This is a genomic window from Gordonia asplenii (assembly GCF_012933505.1).
Taxonomy (GTDB): domain Bacteria; phylum Actinomycetota; class Actinomycetes; order Mycobacteriales; family Mycobacteriaceae; genus Gordonia; species Gordonia asplenii.
In genome coordinates, this window is the sequence record NZ_JABBNB010000055.1 from 1 (window position 1) to 20,302 (window position 20,302).

Sequence of the window (20,302 nt, forward strand, 5' to 3'; positions counted from 1 at the left end):
ATTTTGCCCTTGCTCACCAGCAGTTTTCCTGTTTTTCCGGCCTGCCGGGCTGGATGAGTAGTCGTTGTGATCGGGGACTGCTTGTTCAGCATCGGTGGGGTTTCGACTCGCTCCGCTCGCTCAACCGGCAGAGGAAGTGACGCTCACCTCGCCGGAGTCGGTCGCGGTCAACGCGACGTCACACAACTCTTAAGTGCGACACACTAGCGCGCCGCGAACCGTCCGGTGCACATCCCGGAGAAGGTCGCCAGGCTCCACTCCGCCGCCTGGATCCGGTACGTCGTGGTGCCCGCGCCGACGGGTAGGTCGATGAACGACGCCGTCGGCGCCGTCCCGGCGACCGGAAGCGACCGCAGCGAGTAACCCTTCTTGCCGGTCGTGATGTTGTGCCATTCGACGCGGACGTCGAACCGGCCACCGGTGCGGGGGATCAGCGCGCGGGGGAACGACTGCGCGACGTCGAGCGTCGAATGGCCCGCAAGCCCTTGGCGCGCAACGACATTCGCGGTATTGCCGGAGGTCCGGCAGATCGTGGAGGTGGGCGACGCGGCGGAAGCCGGGGCCGCGACGGTGAGCGCAGCAGAGGCTGCGACGCTGGCGGTGGCGAGGGTGAGAAGGGTGCTGCGCTTGCGCATGATGTGAACCTTCGTCAACTCGATGGGCAGATAAGTAGCAGAACTAACTACTCCTGGGTACATCATCGTCCCAATATTCAAGATCGGCAACTCTCAAGTTGTGATCGACAGATCTGGTTTGCTCGACGAGCGGCCATCGAGCGTGGCAGTGGTCAGTGTGATGAACCACTGTTCCCAGCGATCGCCGTCCCAACCGCGGTCTCCAACGAGGGTCAGCCACCATCGTCGGCTCGCAAGTATCCACATGGTGTCGATGGCGTCGTCGGATGGGCGCCGGCCGACGAGCATCGTCGACGCGTACTCCACCTCACGCCATCGCGCCGCTTCGCGCTGGGCGAGCCGATCCGCGGCGGCGGGATCGGTCACGGCGGCCTGGTCGAGGACGTGTTGGATCCGGGCTCCGCGTTCGTGGGCCGCGCGCAGCCACCGGGCCGCCGCCGCGATCCGATGCTCGAAGGTGCCGTCTGCCATGGCGCGGTAGTCGGTCTGGTCGCGGATTTCCTGGGCGGTATCGCCTTCGAGTGCGGCCACGATGCACGCGTCGAGCAACTCGAGTTTGCCGTTGAACTGCTGATAGACGGTCTGTCGGGTCAGGCCCGCGGCGTCGGCGATCGACGCCATCGTCGTGGTGGCCCAGCCGCCGTCGACGAATAGTGCGGTCGCAGTGGTGATCACGGTCTGCCTGTTCTGGGACGCCTGGCGTGCTCGCAGGTCAGAACGGTATTCCCGGGCCACGTCGCCAGCGTACCGAATTTCGGTTGACTATGTGTAATTTCAAATCTAGATTTGGCTGGACACGACGTAAGATGAATTGGGAGACGATGATGATCGCACTGTCCGCCGTTGAGACCATGCGGATTCCGACCGAACTGGGCGAGCTCGCGGTTCACGTGGTCGGAGATGGGAGGCGAGGTGATCAGCTCGGGGGCGGCCGACCTGCGGGTACTGCGAGTCGACCGGACACCGTCGGGTGGCACAGCATGTTCGTCGACTCACGCAGTTGGAGTCGACTGATCGCCTTGCTGCCCGACCGCCGGTTCTACCTGATCGACGCTCCGTCCTGCGGTGCCAGTGAACGACTCTCCGGTGCGGTCGACATCTCGGCGTGTACGCGCGCGGCCGCCGAAGTGGTCGGTGCGCTGGGGCTGTCGGAGGTGGATTGGATCGGCAACGCGTGGGGTGGCCACGTCGGAATCGAACTCGCGGCGACCCGCCCTGACCTGGTGCGATCGTTGATCGCGATCAGTGCCCCGACGTTTCCGATACCCATGTCGCTGCGTGCGCAGGTGCACCTGCTCCTGCCGATCTATCGCGTCTTCGGTGCGCGCGGGCCGGTGCGTTCGACGATCATGCAGACTCTGCTCACCGATGAGACTCGACGATCCGACGCCGAGGTCGTCGAACTGCTCGACGCCTGCCTGGCGGAATCGGGCGTCGACGCCGTCGACGCCATCGCGACCTGCATCCTCAATCGAACGGATCTGCTCTGGGCGGCCCGTCGGGTCACGTGTCCGACGCTGTTCGTCACGACCGACGATCGAGGCGAGTGGACGTCGGAGCAGGCCCGGGGCGTCGTCGATCAGATGGCGAATGCGTCGCTGACCGAGATCGTCGGGGCGCGGGTGATTCCCGCGTTGGAACAGCCCGCGCCGCTGGCCGAGGCGGTGACGACGTTCTGGGAGCGTCTGGTGGTGTCGGGGTAGTCGTGATGCGCGCCGGCGCTCCTTCGAGACCACCCTCTACTCCACCGCGTTCAGCGCTGCCGCCTCCACGCCCAGCATCGTTCGCAACAGCGAGATCGCCGGGTTGCTGCCGCTCGACACCCGCGCGGCGGTGAACACCGTTCGGCGTGGATCTTCGGCGAGGTCGACCAGCCGAAGGTCGGGTCGCTTGCCGACATGGACCAGGCCGGGTAGCAGGCCCACCGCGTTACCCGATTCGATGAGTCGCACGTGGGCTTGCATGTCGGCCGTCTCGAACCGTACGTCGGGCTCGAATCCCGCTGTCCGGCAACGTTGTTCGGCCCAATGTCGGGACGCGGCCCGGCGCGGCTCCATCACCCACGGCAAGGCCGCCGCATCGGCGAGAGTGGCGACGTCGTCGAACATCGGGTCGCCGGTGTGCCGGGGGAGGCCGAGCTGGATGCGATCCTGGGTCAGCGGCTCGCGGTCGAGGCCGCTGAACTGTACCGTCGCGTGCCCCGGGTACTGCTCGGCGATCACCAGGTCGAAGCCGCGCGCCCACGTCTCGAAATGCGCGGTTTCCGGTTCGTGCTGCACGACGTCGATGCGCAGGCTGGGGTGTTCGGCGCGCAGCCGCCCCAGTACCTGGGGCAGTAGTGCCAGCATCGCGGTCTGGAATGCGGCCACCCGCACGGTTCCACTGACCACTCCGTGACTCAACCGCATCTGCGATTCGATGCGTTCGATGTGGTTGAGCAGATCGTCGGCCTCGTCGGCGAGGAACTGGGCCGTCGCGGTCAGCTCCAGGTTGCGGCCGCTGCGCCGGAACAGCGGCACCCCGACTTCCTTCTCCAGCGTCGAGAGCTGCTGCGACACCGCCGACGGACTGTAGTTCAGGGCTTCGGCGACGGCCACGACGGTACCTCGCGAGGCCAGCTCACGCAGTAGTCGTAAGCGTTTGACATCCAGCATGCCCACACCTCAGATCATTCGGTTTCCCTTAACTCTAATCCACAGATAATTCCGCTTTACTTCAATGGCGCGCCGGACGAGCATTGACGTCAACAACGAACCGACCGAAAGGCATGACGATGACGAACGCAATCCAGGTCCGCCCGCAAGATCTGGCCGACGACGCCATCGCGCTGGTCCACCGGTGGCTCACCGAGGCCGACGGATACCCCACCGACGCCTCTGCCGCTCGTCTCACCGGTGTCCTCAGCGACCCCAACGGCCTCGACTTCACCGTCGGCTTCGTCGACGGCGTCGTGCGCCCCGAAGACATCCGCGCCGCAGCGAAGAAGCTGCGCGGTCTGGCGCCACTGACTCCCAAGTTCCTGCCCGCACCGATGCGCGGTGCCGTCGCGCTCGGTGGCGCGATGAGTAAGCCGCTGCCCGGCATCGTCGTGCCGACGGCGCGAAAAGTGTTGCGCGAGATGGTGAGTCACCTCATCATCGACGCCACCGATGCCAAGCTCGGCCCGGCCATCGCGAAGATCCGCCGCGACGACATCCGGCTGAACATCAACTTGCTCGGTGAGGCCATCCTCGGCGAACACGAGGCACAGCGTCGACTCGCCGGCACCCACAAGCTGCTCGCCCGCCCCGACGTCGACTACGTCTCGATCAAGGTGTCGTCCACCGTCGCACCGCACAACCACTGGGCGTTCGACGAGGCCGTCGCCGACGTCGTCGAGCAGCTGGTCCCGCTCTTCGAACGCGCCGCGGCCGCGAGCCCCAAGAAGTTCATCAACCTCGACATGGAGGAGTACAAGGACCTCGACCTCACCATCGCCGTCTTCAAGCGTCTGCTCGAGCGTCCCCAGTTCACCGACCTGTCGGCGGGCATCGTCCTGCAGGCGTACCTGCCCGACGCGCTCGGCGCGATGATGTCGCTGCAGGAGTGGGCCGCCGCCCGCGTCGACGCCGGCGGCGCGCCGATCAAGGTGCGCGTGGTCAAAGGCGCCAACCTCCCGATGGAGCACGTCGACGCCGCGGTCCACGGCTGGCCGGTCGCCACCTGGGGCACCAAGCAGGATTCCGACACCAGCTACAAGGCTGTCCTCGACTATGCCCTGCAGCCCGAGCGCGTCAAGAACCTCCGGGTCGGCGTCGCCGGTCACAACCTGTTCGACGCCGCACTCGCCTGGCTGCTCGCCAAGGCACGCGGTGCGCAGGACGGACTCGAGATCGAGATGCTCCTGGGCATGGCGACCGCACAGGCCGAAGCGGTCAAGCGTGAGGTCGGGTCGTTGCTGCTCTACACCCCGGTGGTGCACCCGCAGGAATTCGACGTCGCCATCAGCTACCTGATCCGCCGCCTCGAAGAGGGAGCGAGCCAGGAGAACTTCATGTCGGCGGTCTTCGAACTGAGCGACAACCAGAGCCTGTTCGACCGCGAGAAGACCCGCTTCCTGAAGTCGCTCGACGCATTGTCGGCGATCACCGCCGACGGCGACGTCGACAACTACCGCGTCCCCGCGCCCAACCGGGTGCAGAACCGCGCCCGCTACGACGTCGACGGTGCGCAGGCGCGCGTCGAGGCCAAGGTGGCCGCCGGTGCCCGCGGTGAATTCGACAACACCCCCGACACCGACCCCGACCTGCCCGGAAACCGCGCGTGGGGCCGGGAGATCGCCGAGCGGATGGTCGAGTCGAAACTCGGCGTCGACCTGGTGTCGTCGTCGGAGCTCACCGACGCCGAGTCGATTGCGAAGGTCGTCGAGACCGGAGTGGCCGCAGCCGAGGGCTGGCAGGCGCTGGGCGCCGACGAGCGGGCGCGCATCCTCTATCGGGCTGGCGAGCTGCTCGAAGCGCGACGTGCCGACCTGCTCGAAGTGATGGGTTCCGAATGCGGCAAGACCCTCGACCAGGGCGACCCGGAAGTGTCGGAGGCCATCGACTTCGCCAACTACTACGCCATGCTCGGCCAGCAGTTGGAGCAGGTCGACGGTGCACGGCCGGCGCATCGAAAGCTCATCGCGGTGATCCCGCCGTGGAACTTTCCGGTCGCGATCCCCGCGGGCGGCGTGCTGTCCGGCCTGGCCGCCGGTGCCGCCGTGGTCATCAAGCCGGCCGCGACGTCGGCGCGCTCGGCCGCGGTGATGGTCGAAGCACTGTGGGACGCGGGTGTGCCGCGCGACGTACTGCAGTTCGTGCACATCGCCTCGCGTGAGCTGGGCTCGAAGCTCGTCGCCGACCCACGCGTCGACCGGCTCATCCTGACCGGCGCCTACGAAACCGCGGTGACCTTCCGCGGACTGCGCCCCGACCTGCCGATCCTCGCCGAGACCAGCGGTAAGAACGCGATCATCGTGACCCCGTCCGCCGACCTCGACCTCGCCGCCAAGGACGTCGCGACGTCGGCGTTCGGGCACGCCGGGCAGAAGTGCTCGGCGGCGTCGCTGGTCATCCTGGTCGGATCGGTCGCGACGTCGAAGCGCTTCCGCGGACAGTTGCTCGACGCCGTGAAGTCGATCAAGGTCGGCACCCCGGAACACCTCGAAACCCAGATGGGCACCGTCATCACCGCACCGTCGGGCAAACTGCTGCGCGGCCTGACCACCCTCGGCGCCGGCGAGCAGTGGCTGATCAAACCGGAACCGATTGTCGTCGACAGCCCGCTGGCACTCGACGCCGAGGGCGGCAACCGCCTCTGGAGCCCCGGCGTGCGTGACAACGTCAAGCGAGGATCCGAGTACCACAAGACCGAGTACTTCGGTCCGATCCTCGGCATCATGACCGCCGAGACGCTTGACGAGGCCATCGACATGGTCAACGAGATCGACTACGGCCTGACCAGCGGGCTGCACTCGCTCGACCGCGACGAACTGGCCCTGTGGCTGCGTCGGATCGAGGCGGGCAACCTGTACGTCAACCGCGGGATCACCGGGGCGATCGTGCGGCGGCAGTCCTTCGGCGGATGGAAGAAGTCGGCCATCGGTGCGGGCACCAAGGCCGGTGGCCCGAGCTACCTGCACGGATTGGTCGACTGGGTGGACGCCCCGGTCACCGGCGCCGGCAAGGCACCGCGGTCGGCCGCGGCGCCGCTGGTCGCCGCTGCTCGTGAGGCGGGCGTCGCCGACGCCGATCTCGCCTGGCTCTGCGCGGCGTTCGGCTCCGACGCCGACGCCTGGGACTCCGAATTCGGCATCGCCCGCGACGCGTCGCAGGTCGGCGTCGAGCGCAACCTGCTGCGCTATTCGCCGGTGCCGGTGACGATTCGAATCGCCGCCGACGCCCCGCTGGTGCGCGCGATCCGCGTGATCGGTGCGGGTCTCGCTGCGGGCAGTCGCCCGACGGTGAGCTCGCCGGTCGCGTTGCCGCAGCCGCTGGTCGAGCGTCTGCAGGCGGCCGGTGTGCAGGTGCTGTTCCAGGACGACGCGGCCTGGACCGCGCACCTGGCCGCGCTCGCTGCGAAGAACGGCCCCGATGCCGGTGCCCGAGTACGGATCGTCGCAGGCGAGTCGCGGGCCGACGAGGTCGCCGCGGTGTTCGCCGCAACCGGCGGCAAGCCCGACGTCGCCGTCTACGGCGGCGAGGTGGTCGGCGCCGGCCGCGTCGAGATGCTGCCCCACCTGCACGAGCAGGCCGTCTCCATCACGGCACACCGCTTCGGCAACCCGAACCACCTGTCGGACGGGTTGATCTAGGGGCGATAGAAGTTCGCCTTCCAGGCGGGGAGCGCGCCGGTCTCCCCGTCGGGCGGGTGCCCACCCCCCGCTGGGCGGGTGCCCACCCCCGCGCTCATCGAGTGCCAGACGAGGAGCTTGCGACGAGTCTGGTGTATCGAGATGTGGCGAGACGAACTCGGAACGTAAGCACGTCTCCACAGCGCAATACGTATGCGCACAACAGGTTTGGGCCGTGAGTGCGCTTCTCGAGCGCTGCCCGGCTCGTGGTGGGAATCCGACGCGCACGGGACATGCGATCGCAGTCTCGCGTGCGTGGGTGTCGACTCGGCTTCGCCTAGCACAACCGGCGGACGGCTTTCGCCTCGCTCAGCTCGCGGTTTGTCAGTGGTCGACGTGTGAGCCGTTGATTACTTACAGATATTCGCACGTCCTACTGTTCACCCGCTGTTCGGGCTGACGTTGGGTCTACGGGCAGTCGGGGCAAACCTGGCGCACCCATACTGCTCTCATGCGTGTAGCCATCGTGTCGGAAAGTTTTCTGCCGCAGGTCAACGGCGTGGTCAACTCGGTCCTGCGGGTCGTCGAGCACCTCGAACGCACTGGTCATGAGGCGGTGATCATCGCCCCGGATTCGCCGCGCGGACAGCCTGCCGCACCGCACGTCGTCGGGACCACGCCGGTTCACCTGGTTCCGTCGGTGATGTTCCCCGGCGTCGCATCCCTGCCCTGCCCCGTCCCGACGCCGCTCCTCTACCGGGCTCTGCGTGATTTTCAGCCCGACGTCGTGCACCTCGCATCGCCGTTCGTCGTCGGGATGGCCGGGGCGTATGCGGCGCGTCGGCTGAAGCTGCCGACGGTCGCGGTCTTTCAGACCGACATCGCCGGGTTCGCGGCGAGCTATGGTGCGGGCGTCGCGACCAGGGCCGCGTGGGCGTACACCCGACGAATCCATACCATGTGCGACCGCACGCTCGCGCCATCGTCGGACAGCATCAAAGCTCTTGCCGCACATGGTATCCCGCGTGTGCATCGGTGGGCCCGGGGCGTCGACGTCGAGCGTTTCAGTCCCGCGAAGTCCGACGCCGGGCTCGTCGGGCGGTGGCGCGGTTCCGACTCGAAGTTGGTCGTGGGGTTCGTCGGGCGGTTGGCGCCGGAGAAGCATGTCGAGCGACTCGCGTCGCTGGCGCATGACCCGCGGGTGCAGTTGGTGATCGTCGGAGACGGGCCGGAGCGGTCGCGGTTGTCGACCCTGTTGCCGAACGCGGTGTTCACCGGCGAACTGCGCGGCGAGGAACTGGCACGGGCGTACGCGAGTCTCGACGTGTTCGTCCATGCGGGCGAGCATGAGACGTTCTGCCAGGCGATTCAGGAAGCGATGGCGTCGGCGCTGCCCGTGATCGGGCCCGACGCCGGAGGGCCTCGCGACCTGGTGGCGCACTGCCGGACCGGGTACCTGTTGCCGCCGAACGAGTTCGCCGACCGGCTGCCCGGCGCCGTCGAATCGCTGCGCAACGACGCCATCCGTGCGGAGTTCGGCGCGGCGGCACTCGCGTCGGTCCGAACCAGGACGTGGCCGGCGATCTGCGACGAGCTGCTCGGGCATTACCGCGAAGTGACCGGTCGGGGGCACGTGACCGCGCTGGCAGGGTGACGACAGTGGCGGATCACGGCGATGCGCGACGCGCGGTGCGGTCCGGGTAGGTTAGCTGTCATGGCTCCTGGACTCTCTCGCCCCGATCGCGCCGGGCTCGACAAGCAGCCCTCCGACGTCGCCGCGATGTTCGACGGCGTCGCCAAGCGCTACGACATCACCAACACGGTGCTGTCTTTCGGACAGGACCGCCGCTGGCGCAAGTTGACCCGCGAGGCGCTGGCGCTGTCGCCGGGGGACGTCGTGCTGGACTTGGCGGCGGGTACCGCGGTGTCGACGGTCGAGCTGGAACGATCCGGGGCGTCGTGCATTGCCGCCGACTTCTCCCTCGGCATGCTCAAGGCGGGCGCACACCGCGACGTGCCGAAGGTCGCGGCCGACGCGTTGGCGCTGCCGTTCGCCGACGCCGTGTTCGACGCAGCCACCATTTCGTTCGGGCTGCGCAATGTGAACGATGTGGCCAAGGCGTTGTCGGAGCTCAAGCGCGTACTGAAGCCCGGCGGACGCTTGGTGATCTGCGAATTCTCGACGCCGACCTTCGCCCCGTTCCGGGTGACGTACATGGAGTACCTGATGAAGGCGCTGCCGACCGTCGCACGCCGAGTGTCGAGCAACCCGGCCGCGTACGTGTACCTGGCCGAGTCGATCCGCGAGTGGCCCGACCAGCAAGAACTGGCGGCCATGATCTCCGCCGCGGGCTTCCGGGGCGTCAACTGGCACAACCTGACCGGAGGCATCGCGGCGCTGCACAGCGCGCGGGCGTAGGAGGCCGTCTCACTGGTTGAGACGGGCTCGACGCAGCACACCCCTCCGCTGGTTGAGCCGGGCTCGCCGACGGCCCACCCCTCCGCTGGTTGAGCCGGGCTCGACGCGCGCAGCGCGCCGCGCCCGTGTCGAAACCCGGTGAGGCGAGTTGCCAACTGTCACACTGTGTTTGAGTGCGCCGGCATCGTCGTCTTGCGGGGTTTCGACACGGGCCTGCGCTAGCGCTTCGGCCCGGCTCAACCGGCAGGGGGCACCGACCCGCCTAACGGGCAGGGGGCGCCGACGCCGGCCGCCGCCCGTCACACAAACGGCGGGCGGGTGTCCACTTTCACCGACGCTCGCCCCGCCACCCGCCATGCGCGCGCGACCAGGTCGGAGTCCTCCGGCGTGATCAGGTTGCCCATCACCCGCACGACCATCGACATCAGCGCGTTCGACCGGATTCCCGGGCGACCCAGGATCGGGACGGTCTTCGGCATCGTCAACAGTCCGGCCAGGCGCCGCGCCGCGGAGAACGCCAGACCGTAGTGCTCGGTCAACAACGCGGGCCAGCGCGTCGAATAGTCCCCGACACCGAGCAGTTCGACGGCCAGCCGCGCCGTCTCCAGCGCGTAGTCGATGCCCTCGCCGTTGAGCGGGTTGACGCAGGCCGCGGCGTCGCCGATGAGCATCCAGTTGCGTCCCGCCACGCCGCTCACCGCACCGCCCATCGGCAACAGCGCCGACGTAACCTGTTGCGGCGCACCGGAAAGCGACCATTCCGCACGCACGACGTCGGCATAGTGATCGACGACGGGCCGTAACGCCATGTGCGCGGGCCGTTTCGACGTCGCCAACGCGCCCACCCCGACGTTCACCAGCCCCTCGCCGGTGCCCAGTGCCCCGCTCGACCCCAACGGAAAGACCCACCCGTAGCCGGGCAGCAGCTCACCGTCGGACGACCGCAGCTCCAGGTGCGATCCCATCCAATTGGCATCTGCCCGTTCAGATTTCACATACGACCGCGCCGCCACCCCGTAGGCGGTGTCCCGATGCCATTGCCGTCCGAGCACCTTCCCCAGCGGCGACCGCACACCGTCGGCGACGATGAGGTCGGTCAGCGCAATCGTTCGGCGCGAACCGCCGGAGTCGACGACGACCCCGCTCACGCGGTCGCCGTCGCGCTCGACGTCGACGGCCTTGGCACCCGACAGCATCGACGCACCGGCGTCGACGGCGTGGCGGCGCACGGCGTCGTCGAACTCGATCCGCGAGACGGCACTGCCGTGCGGCCCGAACGTCCCCGACGGCCACCGGACCTGCTGACGTGCGCCCCAGCCGTTGAGTTCCAGACCGTCGATGCGTGGCCGCCCGGTCAGGTAGTCGCCCATCCCGAGGGTGCGCAGCTCAGCGACCGCGCGGGGCGTGAGGCCGTCTCCGCAGGTCTTGTCGCGGGGAAACTCGGCCATGTCGATCAGCAGCACGTCGCGCCCCGCGAGCGCCGCGTACCGGGCTGCAGCGGCTCCACCCGGTCCGGCGCCGACCACCACGACGTCGGCGGTACTGGGAAGGGGCGCGGGAGAGTCGGACGTCACCCGACAAGTATGTCCGCCCGCCAGACAGCGATGTCTACCCGGTAGACGCGCTCGACGCCCGATGCTCGACGGCGACGCGAGGCCCGTGCCGACGATGTGAGGCATGCCACATCCGCCTGCGTCAGACCAGACGCGCATCAACCCGCCGCAACCCCAACGACTACGCTCATTGCCGAGAGTGTGACCATCCATTCGACGTGAGGCGGCAAACGCGTGAAGTCCACATTCGCCGGGCTGAATCTTGAATCCGACGAGTTCTCGGCTTCGTTGACCGATTCACTCGCCCAAGTCGAAGACCTGCTGCTGAGCGAGCTGTCGTCGAGCGACGACGGCGTCCTCACCGAAGCCGCGACGCATCTGGCCAAGGCCGGCGGCAAACGATTCCGGCCGATGTTCGCGATCCTCGCGTCGAAGTTCGGTCCGCGCCCCGACGCCCCCGAAGTGATCACGTCGGCCACCGTGGTCGAAATGATTCATCTGGCGACCCTCTACCACGACGATGTGATGGACGAGGCCCCCATGCGTCGCGGCGCGCAGAGCGCCAACGCCCGCTGGACCAACAGCATCGCGATCCTTTCCGGCGACTTCCTGTTCGCTCGGGCATCACGCCTGGTCTCCACGCTGGGCCCGGAATCGGTGCTGATCATCGCCGACACCTTCGCCGAGCTGGTCACCGGCCAGATGCGCGAGACCGTGGGCGCTCGCCCCGGCGTCGATCCCGTCGAGCACTACCTCAAAGTCGTATGGGAGAAGACCGGCTCTCTGATCGCCGCCGCTGGAAAATTCGGAGCGCGGGCCGCGGGCGCGACGCCCGACGACGTCGCTCGGCTCTCCAAACTCGGCGACGTCATCGGCACCGCGTTCCAGGTGTCCGACGACATCATCGACATCTCCTCGGCCACCGACGACTCCGGCAAGACCCCCGGCACCGACCTTCGCGAGGGCGTGCACACCCTCCCCGTGCTTTACGCGCTCACCGGCGACGACGCGACGTCGGCCCGACTGCGCGACCTCCTCGTCGACCCGACGTCGGGGGCGGCACGACCGCTCACCGACGACGCCGAGGTCCTCGAGGCGCTCGACCTGCTCAACGGTTCCGAGGGCATGGTCCGGGCTCGGGCCAAACTGCAGTCGTTCGCCGACGAGGCGACCGCCGTCCTGGCCGAGTTGCCCGGTGGTCCGGCGCACGACGCCTTCTCATCGCTGGTGTCGTACACCACCGAGCGACACGGGTAATCTTCGCCACGTCGGGAACTCCGCGGCCCGCGGCCGTCGTTTGACAGAATGATGTTCGACGACGAACACCGCGTAGTTGCGTTGACGGGAGTAGAGACATGCACTTCAACGGGTTGAAGACTGCGTTCCTGTTGGGGTTGATGTCGGCGGTGATCGTCGCGATCGGTGCGGCGTTCCGCAGCCCGGTGATCCTGTGGGGTTCGGTGATCGTCGCGATCGGCATGAACGCCTACGTCTACTTCAACAGCGCCAAGATGTCGCTGCGGGCGATGCACGCGCAGCCGGTCACCGAGGTGCAGGCACCCGTGCTCTACCGCATCGTGCGTGAGCTCGCGACTGCTGCCCGCCAGCCGATGCCCGCGCTGTACATCAGCCCGACCGAATCGCCGAATGCCTTTGCGACAGGACGCAATCCGAAGAATGCAGCGGTTTGCTGCACCGCTGGAATCCTGCGTCTGCTCGACGAGCGGGAGTTGCGTGCGGTGCTCGGCCACGAGCTGTCGCATGTCTACAACCGCGACATCCTCATCTCGTCGGTGGCCGGTGCGATGGCGTCGATCATCACGGGCCTGGCGAATTTCGCGATGTTCTTCGGCGGCAGCCGCGACGGTGAGGGCCCGGGGTTGCTCGGCGTCCTGGTGATCAGCCTCGTCGGACCGTTCGCCGCGACGCTGATCAAGATGGCCGTGTCCCGCTCGCGGGAGTACCAGGCCGACCAGTCCGGCGCCGAACTCACCGGCGACCCGCTGGGCCTTGCGTCGGCGCTGGCGAAGATCTCCGGCGGCGTCGATCAGGCCCCGCTACCGCCGCAGCCGCAGATCGAGGCGCAGGCTCATTTGATGATCGAAAGCCCGTTCCGCAGCGGCGGTGTGGCCAAACTGTTTTCGACGCACCCGCCGACCGCGGATCGCATCGCGCGCCTGCAGGAGATGGCGCGCGACGGACACCAGCGCTGATTTCGTGTTGAGATCAGAGGGCAGTTCACGCGGCCAGCCACTCGTGAACCTCGTTGTACAGCAACCGAACTCGGTCCGGCTGGTCGTCTCCGTACAACCCGTCGTCGACCGGATACCCCCGCGTGGTGAGCAGGTACGACAGAAAGCGGTATGACGCACGGTGTTTCGCGAGTTGCGTGTGATCGAGTGGGGGAACCTGCCCCGGCACCACCGCAATCATGGTGTCGCGCTCGTAGACGGGATCGAGCCCGACGATGAGCCACTCACCGGCCCGCTTCGCGCAGCGGTACAGCAGGCGGGTGTAGGACGTCACGTCCACCTCGACGCCGCCGAACTCGTCGCGAAGCTCGATGGCCGCACCGGCTTCGACGACGGCTCGTGCGCCGCGGACGTCGACGACCGGTGGCGACATCCGATGCGTCGACCGCTGCCCGCGGTCGGCCATTTCCCTTGAGGCACTGACGAAGTCGGCGCCGCTGCCCGTAAACCAGCTCAGTCGGATCGCGGCGTCGGGTGCGAGGCACCGGGCCATCACGTCCCATCGATTGCGATCACGCGACTGGCGTTCCAGCAGAATCAGCTGCGTCAGTGCGACGGTGTCGTCGGTGTGATCGGTCATCGGGTCCTCGGTTGTGCGGCGACTCGGTCCACGATGGCATCCAATTCGGATCTGTCCCAATAGTGTCCGGCGCGGAGCACGCCGGTGATCTGATGCAACGCGTGGTGATCGTCGAGTGGGTTGTGTTGTAGGAGAACAAGATCTGCGGTTCCCCCGGCTTCGATGCGGCCGCGGGCAGGTACGCCGAGAAACTCTGCGGGCGCCGATGTCGCCATCTCGAGGATCCTGGCCGCCTCCACACCGGCCGACGCCAGTAGATCGAACTCCTGATGCAGCGCGAAGCCGGGGACGACCCACCCCGCGCCGTTGGCGTCGGTGCCGGCCATCATCGGCACTCCGGCGTCGGCGAACACCTTGGTCATCCGCAACTGGGCCGCCCAATGCGCCTGCAGTACCTCTCGCGTCTGCGACGGGAGTTTGTCGAAGCGTCGTAACGACTTTCGCCACCTGACGATCTCGTCGGGGGCGATATAGCGCAGATTGGGATCGGTGCTGTGTTCGGGCGCGCCCGGGAATTGCTGCGTGTGCAGTCGAATCAGCGTCGGGCACTGCCACGTTCGATGCTTGACGAACAATTCGGCGAGTTCGTGTGCCTTCCCGTCGTCGTAGGTCGCGTCCGCGTCGCGCAATTGCGCGGCAGCCGACTTCGACGTCAACGTCGCCGGGTTCACGACCAACCGTGAAATCAGTGCCGTCGCAACACGTTCCACACCGGGGATGCGCCGGCTCGGCATTCGGATCACTCGTTGCGGCTCGGCGCGCAATCGGTCCTCGTCGTTCGACGCCGCCGTGTACACCGTCGCGCCGGGACCCAGATGCTCGATGCACGCCATCCCGCGTCGCGCCGCCTCGCGGGGGTCGACGTCAGCGGGCAGGTGTCCGGCGAGGGGCAGACCGAGTCGCTGAGCCTCGGCGAGTGCGGCGAAGAATCCGTCGCGAGAAGCCATACCCGCCTTGATGAAATCGGCTCCTTGAGTGCGTTGAGCACGTACCTCCCTGGTTGCGACGTCTGCCGAGTTGGCGTTGAGCGGGGTCAGCAGCGCCCCCGACGTCGCGAGCAGATCCGGAGCGCCCAGCGCAGCGGGCAACTCGCCGCGAGCCCGCTGCTCGAGCAGCGCCGGGCTGCCCGACATCTGGCGGAACCCGACGATGCCGTTGGCGAGCATCAGTGCGTACGACGCCGCGGCGTCGTCTGGCGTGTTGAGGACGTGCACGTGCGCGTCGATGAACCCGGGTACGGCGAACCGGCCGGCGGCGTCGACGACGGTGTCGCCGCGTACCCGGGAGGTCTGCTCGATCGCGGTGATTCGGTCGCCGTCGAGATGAATGTCCCGATGCGGCAAGTGCTCCCGGTTGACGACGTCGACGACGGTGACGTCGGCGATCACCGTGGTGGTTCGGCCAGGTGGACGCACGTAGTCGGCGATCATCGGTCCACCGGTCGCGAGTGTTCGAACAATCGCGCGGCATTCGCGGCGACGAGGGGCCGCCAGGGTTGTTCGGCGATCGGCCACCCGGCGTCGAGCATCTTCAACAGACCGGTGACGGCAGGTTCCGGAGTGAAGCAGAAGTCACTGCCGTACAGGAGCCTCGACGTGCCGAATCGGCTGACCAGTGCGGGCACCTGGTCGGGCAATGGTGCACCCGCGAGATCGAACCACAGTGTGTCCCAGTCGAGTTCGCCCGACGACGGCAGCAGGCCCGCGCCGGCGAACAGTTCGACGCGACTCATCAGTGCGGGCAGGACGCCGCCGCAATGCCCGACGATGAATCTGATCCTGGGGAAGCGTTGTGGCACACCGGCTCGTACGAGATCGATGACGCTGCGTGCGGTGTCGAACAGGAACTCCACAAACGGGGCCGGGGCACCCAGCACGGTCGGATCGAAGCCCGGCGGTGACGTCGGATGAACGAATACCACCGCCTGTTCGGCGTCGAGTACCGTCCAGAGCGGATCGAGCGCGGTGGCGCCGAGGTACATGCCATGCGCGTTGGTCTCGATACCGAGGCCGACGCGGCCGGGAAGCGTTGCCGTGCGGCTGCTTTCGGCGATGGATGCGTCGACGTCGGGCAGGGGTAGTGCCGCGAAGAAGTCGAAGTCGGTCGGGTGTTCGGCGTGAAGCTCGGACATGTAGTCGTTGACCTGGACCGCCAACTCGGCGGCAGCGGTGTCGTCGCCGAAATGTACTCCGGGCGACGAGATAGAGACCACAGACCGCGCAATGCCGTTGCGGCGCATCATCTCGAGGTGCTCGGCCGCGGTCCACTGCGGCCAGCCCGGCATCGCGTCGGGTGTTCGGTGACCCGCCGATCGAGCGGCGTCGACGTAGAAGTCGGGCGAGACGTGGCTGTGCACGTCGACGAGTTGACCTTCACCGCACATGGCTGCCTCCGAACAGGACTCGAGTGAAACGGGCAAGGGCCGCAGGGGCAATCACAGTATCCGCCATGCGCGTGTGCTTGCGGCACGTTCGGTCGGGTGCGGTGGTCACCTGGTCTCCTCCTATGCCACGCTGTGGACGCCGGACATCAACGCACCGAGATCCTCGGGCGCCAGGAACGACGGCGGGGGCGGCGGACCCCAGCTGAACAGACTCTTCGGGCCCTCGAAGACCTCCGGAGTCCAGAGCTGATCGTCGACGATGGAGTCCATGTCGGAGTAGTACTCGCTGAAGTTGCCCGCCGGATCACGCAGGTACCAAAAGAAGTTCGAGCCGGCGTGATGGCGTCCGAGTCCCCAGACGTGGCGGGACGGGTCGGCTTGGAGCATAGCCGCGGCGCCGCGGCCGATGTCGTCGACGTCGTCGAGTTGCCAGGACGTGTGATGCAGAAAGCTGACCGGTGCCCGCTGGACAAGAACGTTGTGATGATCCGACGAGCAGCGCATGAACGCCGCGTGACCCTTGACCTCGTCGCTGACCTTGAAACCCAGGCCGTCGGTGAAGAATCGTTGGGTCACAACGTGATCGGTACTCCCGATGACGGCGTGCCCGAGTTTGCGCGGTTCGATGCGGTCGGTGCGCAGGATGCCGGGAGCGCGAACGCCTTCGCGTTCGATCCGGCCCGGACCGTTGTACGGCGTCGCCGGGGTGACCGGCTGCACGATCCGAGGCTGGACCTCGACGACGGCGCGAATGCCGGTAGCCAGCTCGTACGCGGCGATCGCGTCGGGTGTGCGTTCGTAAGCGATGCCGAGGCGATCGAGATTGCCTGCGATGCGGGCGAGGTCGTCGCGGTCGTCGGCGCCGACCGTGAGGGCGACGAGGCGGCGCGTGGGGGCGTCGACGATCCGCAACTGGCGGCCGCCGTCACGGGTGGAGAACCAGCCGTCGGAGTGCGGAGTGAGGCCGAAATCGGTGTAGTACGAGCAGGTTTCGGCGACATTGGGTACGCCCATGGTGACCGAGGCGAGGCGGTGTAGAGACATGAAGGTGAGCTTTCTGGTGAGGGGTCGGCTACTGCGCGGACGCGAAGCTCTGGTGAAGCTCGCCGATTCCGGTGATCCAGGAATCCAGTCGTTGGCCGGGTGCGACGAACCGTTGCGGTGTGCGGCCCGCACCGATACCGGCTGGTGTGCCGGTGAAGATCACATCGCCGGGGTACAGGGTCACGTTGTGCGACAGCGTCGAAACCAGTTCGGCGACACCGAAGATCAGGTCGCGGGTGCGGCCCTTCTGCATCTGTTCACCGTCGAGGGAGCAGCCGAGTTCGAGGTCGTCGCGGTCGGCGACTTCGTCGGGTGTCACCAGCCACGGACCCTGCGGAGAGAAGCCCGGGAACGACTTTCCGAGGCCGAATTGCGGTGCGGGGCCGCGTAGTTGGGAGACTCGCTCGGACAGGTCCTGCCCGACGGTGAGACCGGCGATGTGATCCCAGGCCTGTGCGACGTCGAGATCGGTTGCCTCCCTGCCGATCACGGCGACGAGTTCGACCTCCCAGTCGACCTTGCCGCCGTCGGGGATGATGACCGTGGTGTCGGGGCCGCTGAAACTGGAGACGTACTTGGTGAAGATCGGCGGCAGGTGGGTCGGCGATTCGAAGCCGGATTCGGCGGCGTGCTCGTCGTAGTTGAGGCCGACGGCGAAGACCTGCCGCGGCGTCGGTGACGGCGCACCGAGCTGTGCGCGGTCGATCGGAAAGCTTTGCGCGGCAGTGAGATCGAGCGTAGATGCCCAGGCGGCGACGTCGGGCCAGTTGCCGTAGACGTCGGTGAGCGACGGGCCGAATCGGGAGACCCCGGCGATATCGATGCCGCGCTCGGCGTCGGGTTCGCCGACGACGAGGGTGGCGCGGTTGTTGTAGTTGGCGATGCGCATCTCAGTATGTCCCTTCGTGGTTGGCGGTTTCAGACCATCGGGGTGATCGGTGTGTCGACGCCCAGCAGTGCTTTGCCATACACTTCGTAGCCGACGGCGGGCGAGACGATCGCGTGCCGCGCGGCGGTCGCGGAGTCCCGCCAAATCCGTTGCAGGGGATTGACTTCGGCGAACGATCCGGCGCCGTGCGCGTACAGCAGGATGTCGATGGCGCGGGTGATGAGCTCGGCGACGTAGCCGGTGTCGGAGCGGATGCGCGAGCGGGTCAGTACGTCGGGGTAGTCGCCGCGGGCAGCGGCGTCGTCGATGTCCGCGGCGGCCCGGTAGGCGTGCAGGTGGGCGGTGTCGATGAGGCGTGCGGCCTCGGCGATCTGTAGCTGAATGGCCGTCGACTCGGCCTGCGAAGTGAAGAACGTGTAGGAGATCGGCTTGTTGGCGGCCTTGGAGACGACGAGATCCAGTGCGGCGCGGCCCATTCCGAGCTGTGGTCCGACGAGGACCAGGGCGAGGACCGGGATCAGGGCGCTGCGGTAGAGAGTCTCGTCGGTGTGTTCGGTCGGGTAGTCGCCGTTGATGGCGGCGGGAACCCGGACCACACGATGTTCCGGGACGAAGACATCGTCGGCGGACAGGCAGTTGCTGCCCGAGGAGCGCATGCCGGCGACGAACCAGGTTTCCTCGAACTCCATGTCGGAGCGGGGAATCAGCGCGGCGCCCTGATCGACGACATTGCCGTCCGCGTCGGTGATCGGGATACCCATGACGGCCCAGGTGGCATGCCACGATCCCGAGTTGTAGTACCACTTGCCGGTGACACGCCAGCCGCCGTCGACGCGGCGGGTGGTGGCGGTGGGGGCGAGCACGCCGGAGACCATGGCGTCGGGGTCGGCGCCGAAGACCTCCTCCTGGGCCTGCTCGGGCATGATTCCGACGAGCCAATTGCAGACGTTGACCAGCGTCACCACCCATGAGGTGCCGCCGTCGGCGGCGGCGACCGCAGCGGAGACGTCGAGCATGGTGCGCATCGAGGTCTCATATCCGCCGTAGCGCTTGGGAACTGAGATCTTGAACAGCCCGGCGTCGCGCATGGCGTCGATGCTCTCTTGAACCACGCGCCGATCCTGCTCACCGGTCGCGGCATTGCGGGCGATGAGTGGTTGCAATTCGATTGCGCGCGCGACGATCTCAGCGTCGGTGAGGGTCTGTGGGGCAGTGGTGGCGGTCATTTCGGTTCTCCTTGTGTCGGGTGTGGTGGTGTGATGGTTGAGGTCGGAATCAGCTGGCGCAGGCGCTGATGTAGTCGATGATGGCGGGGCGGGTGCGGGTGGCGAAGTTGCTGTGCGTGCCGAAGGTGCGGTGTGCGTAGACAAGTGGTGCGCGCGGCGTCGACGCGGCGGTGGTGACTGCGCCGATGAGCAACAGATGATCGCCGGCCTCCACCGTCTGGGCGAGTTCGCAAGCGGCCCAGCCGGCGACGTCGTCGAGTCGGGGGAGGGCGTTCGACGCCGACCACGGTGCGCTGCCGAACCGGTCGGCGTCACGTGTCGCGAAGGTGGTGGCGACGTCGGACTGCATCGAGTTGAGGACGTTGACGCCGAACCTGCCGGTCGCCAGGATGCGCTCCAGTAGCGCGGAGCGGTAGTCGAGGGCGATCGACAGCAGCGCTGGTCGTAGTGAGAGGGACGCGAGCGAGCTGACGGTCGCGCCGTGCGGGCCGTCGTCGTCGGCGGTGGTGATGACCGCGACGGGTGCGCAAACACCGGCCATCAGGTCGCGGAACTGTTGGTCGAGCATCGTCGACACCTCCTAATTAATCATGATTAATTGCTTGCATCACAGTGTGGGGGTGATGGGCGTCACGTGTCAAGAGGATTCGCCATATTCATCATGATTAATTTGGAGTCGGGATTTCGGTAGCCGGAGTGTTGTCTGGTTCGGGCCCTGGACGTCGCTGACGGTCGGGTGATCCTGGATTCGCCGACGGCGCCCCGTCCGCTGGTTGAGCCGGACGAGAGCGCTAGCTAGCGCAGTCCTGTGTCGAAACCTTGGTGACACAACGACTTTCGGTGAGCTGAACCGTCGAATACAGTGCTGGTGTACTGCCGGAGAAGGTTGCTAAGGCTGGTACTCAGTGCCGGAGGTCCCGCGAAACCTGGTGTCATCACAGTGGTTTCGACTCGGCTTCGCCTCGCTCAACCAGCGGGACGGGATTCGGGTTGGGTTGTTTGGCTCGG

The 20,302-nt window shown here is 67.2% G+C and carries 17 protein-coding genes; 6 read left to right on the forward strand and 11 right to left on the reverse strand.

From position 1 onward, the window contains the following. Window positions 1-203: 203 nt before the first annotated feature. Together HH308_RS28645 and HH308_RS28650 are read right to left on the reverse strand one after the other, a co-directional pair. The gene (locus tag HH308_RS28645; RefSeq protein WP_170197698.1) at window positions 204-635 is read right to left on the reverse strand and encodes a hypothetical protein; all 432 of its coding nucleotides are present in this window, start codon (window positions 633-635) and stop codon (window positions 204-206) included. Window positions 636-728: 93 nt separating this feature from the next. After that, window positions 729-1,370, reverse strand: a complete 642-nt coding sequence (locus HH308_RS28650) for a TetR/AcrR family transcriptional regulator (RefSeq protein ID WP_170197699.1) — start codon at window positions 1,368-1,370, stop codon at window positions 729-731. A gap of 71 nt (window positions 1,371-1,441) precedes the next feature. Here HH308_RS28650 and HH308_RS28655 point away from each other — a divergent pair, with 71 nt between their 5' ends. Further along, window positions 1,442-2,338: an alpha/beta fold hydrolase gene (locus tag HH308_RS28655; protein WP_246284920.1), complete on the forward strand. Its 897-nt coding sequence runs from the start codon at window positions 1,442-1,444 to the stop codon at window positions 2,336-2,338. A 36-nt stretch (window positions 2,339-2,374) separates the two neighbouring features. On the opposite strand, the gene HH308_RS28660 is transcribed toward HH308_RS28655, so the two are convergent. Continuing rightward, window positions 2,375-3,289, reverse strand: a complete 915-nt coding sequence (locus tag HH308_RS28660; protein ID WP_170197700.1) for a LysR family transcriptional regulator — start codon at window positions 3,287-3,289, stop codon at window positions 2,375-2,377. 119 nt (window positions 3,290-3,408) lie between these two features. On the opposite strand from HH308_RS28660, the gene HH308_RS28665 reads away from it, so the two are divergent. The 3 genes from HH308_RS28665 (at window position 3,409) to HH308_RS28675 (ending at window position 9,367) form a co-directional block, all read left to right on the forward strand. Continuing rightward, window positions 3,409-6,969: a proline dehydrogenase family protein gene (locus tag HH308_RS28665; protein WP_211188967.1), complete on the forward strand. Its 3,561-nt coding sequence runs from the start codon at window positions 3,409-3,411 to the stop codon at window positions 6,967-6,969. A 490-nt stretch (window positions 6,970-7,459) separates the two neighbouring features. Next, window positions 7,460-8,602, forward strand: a complete 1,143-nt coding sequence (locus tag HH308_RS28670) for a glycosyltransferase family 4 protein (RefSeq protein ID WP_170197702.1) — start codon at window positions 7,460-7,462, stop codon at window positions 8,600-8,602. 60 nt (window positions 8,603-8,662) lie between these two features. Further along, window positions 8,663-9,367, forward strand: coding sequence for a demethylmenaquinone methyltransferase (locus tag HH308_RS28675; RefSeq protein WP_170197703.1), 705 nt, complete (start codon window positions 8,663-8,665; stop codon window positions 9,365-9,367). Between the two features lie 299 nt (window positions 9,368-9,666). On the opposite strand, the gene HH308_RS28680 is transcribed toward HH308_RS28675, so the two are convergent. After that, window positions 9,667-10,941 (reverse strand): geranylgeranyl reductase family protein, encoded by a 1,275-nt coding sequence (locus HH308_RS28680; RefSeq protein ID WP_170197704.1) that lies wholly within the window; start codon window positions 10,939-10,941, stop codon window positions 9,667-9,669. A gap of 213 nt (window positions 10,942-11,154) precedes the next feature. Here HH308_RS28680 and HH308_RS28685 point away from each other — a divergent pair, with 213 nt between their 5' ends. After that, a complete protein-coding gene (locus HH308_RS28685; RefSeq protein WP_170197705.1) occupies window positions 11,155-12,177 on the forward strand; it encodes a polyprenyl synthetase family protein in 1,023 nt (340 codons plus the stop codon). Between the two features lie 98 nt (window positions 12,178-12,275). After that, window positions 12,276-13,133 carry a zinc metalloprotease HtpX gene (htpX, locus tag HH308_RS28690; protein WP_170197706.1) on the forward strand — a complete coding sequence of 286 codons (858 nt, stop codon included), beginning with the start codon at window positions 12,276-12,278 and terminating at the stop codon, window positions 13,131-13,133. A 25-nt stretch (window positions 13,134-13,158) separates the two neighbouring features. Here htpX and HH308_RS28695 read toward each other — a convergent pair whose 3' ends face one another. From HH308_RS28695 to HH308_RS28725, 7 genes are all read right to left on the reverse strand, one after another. After that, window positions 13,159-13,752, reverse strand: coding sequence for a nuclear transport factor 2 family protein (locus tag HH308_RS28695; RefSeq protein ID WP_170197707.1), 594 nt, complete (start codon window positions 13,750-13,752; stop codon window positions 13,159-13,161). Then, window positions 13,749-15,182, reverse strand: a complete 1,434-nt coding sequence (locus HH308_RS28700; RefSeq protein WP_170197708.1) for an amidohydrolase family protein — start codon at window positions 15,180-15,182, stop codon at window positions 13,749-13,751. Before HH308_RS28700 ends, HH308_RS28695 begins: the two co-directional genes overlap by 4 nt. Next, complete coding sequence (locus HH308_RS28705) at window positions 15,179-16,135, reverse strand: amidohydrolase family protein (protein ID WP_170197709.1); 957 nt, start codon at window positions 16,133-16,135, stop codon at window positions 15,179-15,181. The genes HH308_RS28700 and HH308_RS28705 overlap by 4 nt, the downstream gene beginning before the upstream one ends. 120 nt (window positions 16,136-16,255) lie before the next feature. Further along, entirely contained in the window at window positions 16,256-17,179 is a 924-nt protein-coding gene (locus tag HH308_RS28710) for a VOC family protein (RefSeq protein ID WP_170197710.1), read from the reverse strand. A 28-nt stretch (window positions 17,180-17,207) separates the two neighbouring features. After that, a complete protein-coding gene (locus HH308_RS28715; protein ID WP_170197711.1) occupies window positions 17,208-18,068 on the reverse strand; it encodes a fumarylacetoacetate hydrolase family protein in 861 nt (286 codons plus the stop codon). Window positions 18,069-18,097: 29 nt separating this feature from the next. Further along, window positions 18,098-19,294, reverse strand: coding sequence for an acyl-CoA dehydrogenase family protein (locus tag HH308_RS28720; protein ID WP_170197712.1), 1,197 nt, complete (start codon window positions 19,292-19,294; stop codon window positions 18,098-18,100). A gap of 49 nt (window positions 19,295-19,343) precedes the next feature. Continuing rightward, a complete protein-coding gene (locus tag HH308_RS28725) occupies window positions 19,344-19,862 on the reverse strand; it encodes a flavin reductase family protein (RefSeq protein WP_170197713.1) in 519 nt (172 codons plus the stop codon). Between the last annotated feature and the right edge of the window lie 440 nt (window positions 19,863-20,302).

Bases quoted from the DNA above. Each gene is read 5' to 3' on its own strand.
- HH308_RS28660 (WP_170197700.1), bottom strand. From the start codon at position 3,289: ATGCTGGATGTCAAACGCTTACGACTACTGCGTGAGCTGGCCTCGCGA.
- HH308_RS28695 (WP_170197707.1), bottom strand. From the start codon at position 13,752: ATGACCGATCACACCGACGACACCGTCGCACTGACGCAGCTGATTCTG.
- HH308_RS28720 (WP_170197712.1), bottom strand. From the start codon at position 19,294: ATGACCGCCACCACTGCCCCACAGACCCTCACCGACGCTGAGATCGTC.
- HH308_RS28675 (WP_170197703.1), top strand. From the start codon at position 8,663: ATGGCTCCTGGACTCTCTCGCCCCGATCGCGCCGGGCTCGACAAGCAG.
- HH308_RS28710 (WP_170197710.1), bottom strand. From the start codon at position 17,179: ATGTCTCTACACCGCCTCGCCTCGGTCACCATGGGCGTACCCAATGTC.
- HH308_RS28665 (WP_211188967.1), top strand. From the start codon at position 3,409: ATGACGAACGCAATCCAGGTCCGCCCGCAAGATCTGGCCGACGACGCC.
- HH308_RS28725 (WP_170197713.1), bottom strand. From the start codon at position 19,862: ATGCTCGACCAACAGTTCCGCGACCTGATGGCCGGTGTTTGCGCACCC.
- HH308_RS28670 (WP_170197702.1), top strand. From the start codon at position 7,460: ATGCGTGTAGCCATCGTGTCGGAAAGTTTTCTGCCGCAGGTCAACGGC.
- HH308_RS28715 (WP_170197711.1), bottom strand. From the start codon at position 18,068: ATGCGCATCGCCAACTACAACAACCGCGCCACCCTCGTCGTCGGCGAA.
- htpX (WP_170197706.1), top strand. From the start codon at position 12,276: ATGCACTTCAACGGGTTGAAGACTGCGTTCCTGTTGGGGTTGATGTCG.
- HH308_RS28705 (WP_170197709.1), bottom strand. From the start codon at position 16,135: ATGTGCGGTGAAGGTCAACTCGTCGACGTGCACAGCCACGTCTCGCCC.
- HH308_RS28655 (WP_246284920.1), top strand. From the start codon at position 1,442: ATGAATTGGGAGACGATGATGATCGCACTGTCCGCCGTTGAGACCATG.
- HH308_RS28700 (WP_170197708.1), bottom strand. From the start codon at position 15,182: ATGATCGCCGACTACGTGCGTCCACCTGGCCGAACCACCACGGTGATC.
- HH308_RS28645 (WP_170197698.1), bottom strand. From the start codon at position 635: ATGCGCAAGCGCAGCACCCTTCTCACCCTCGCCACCGCCAGCGTCGCA.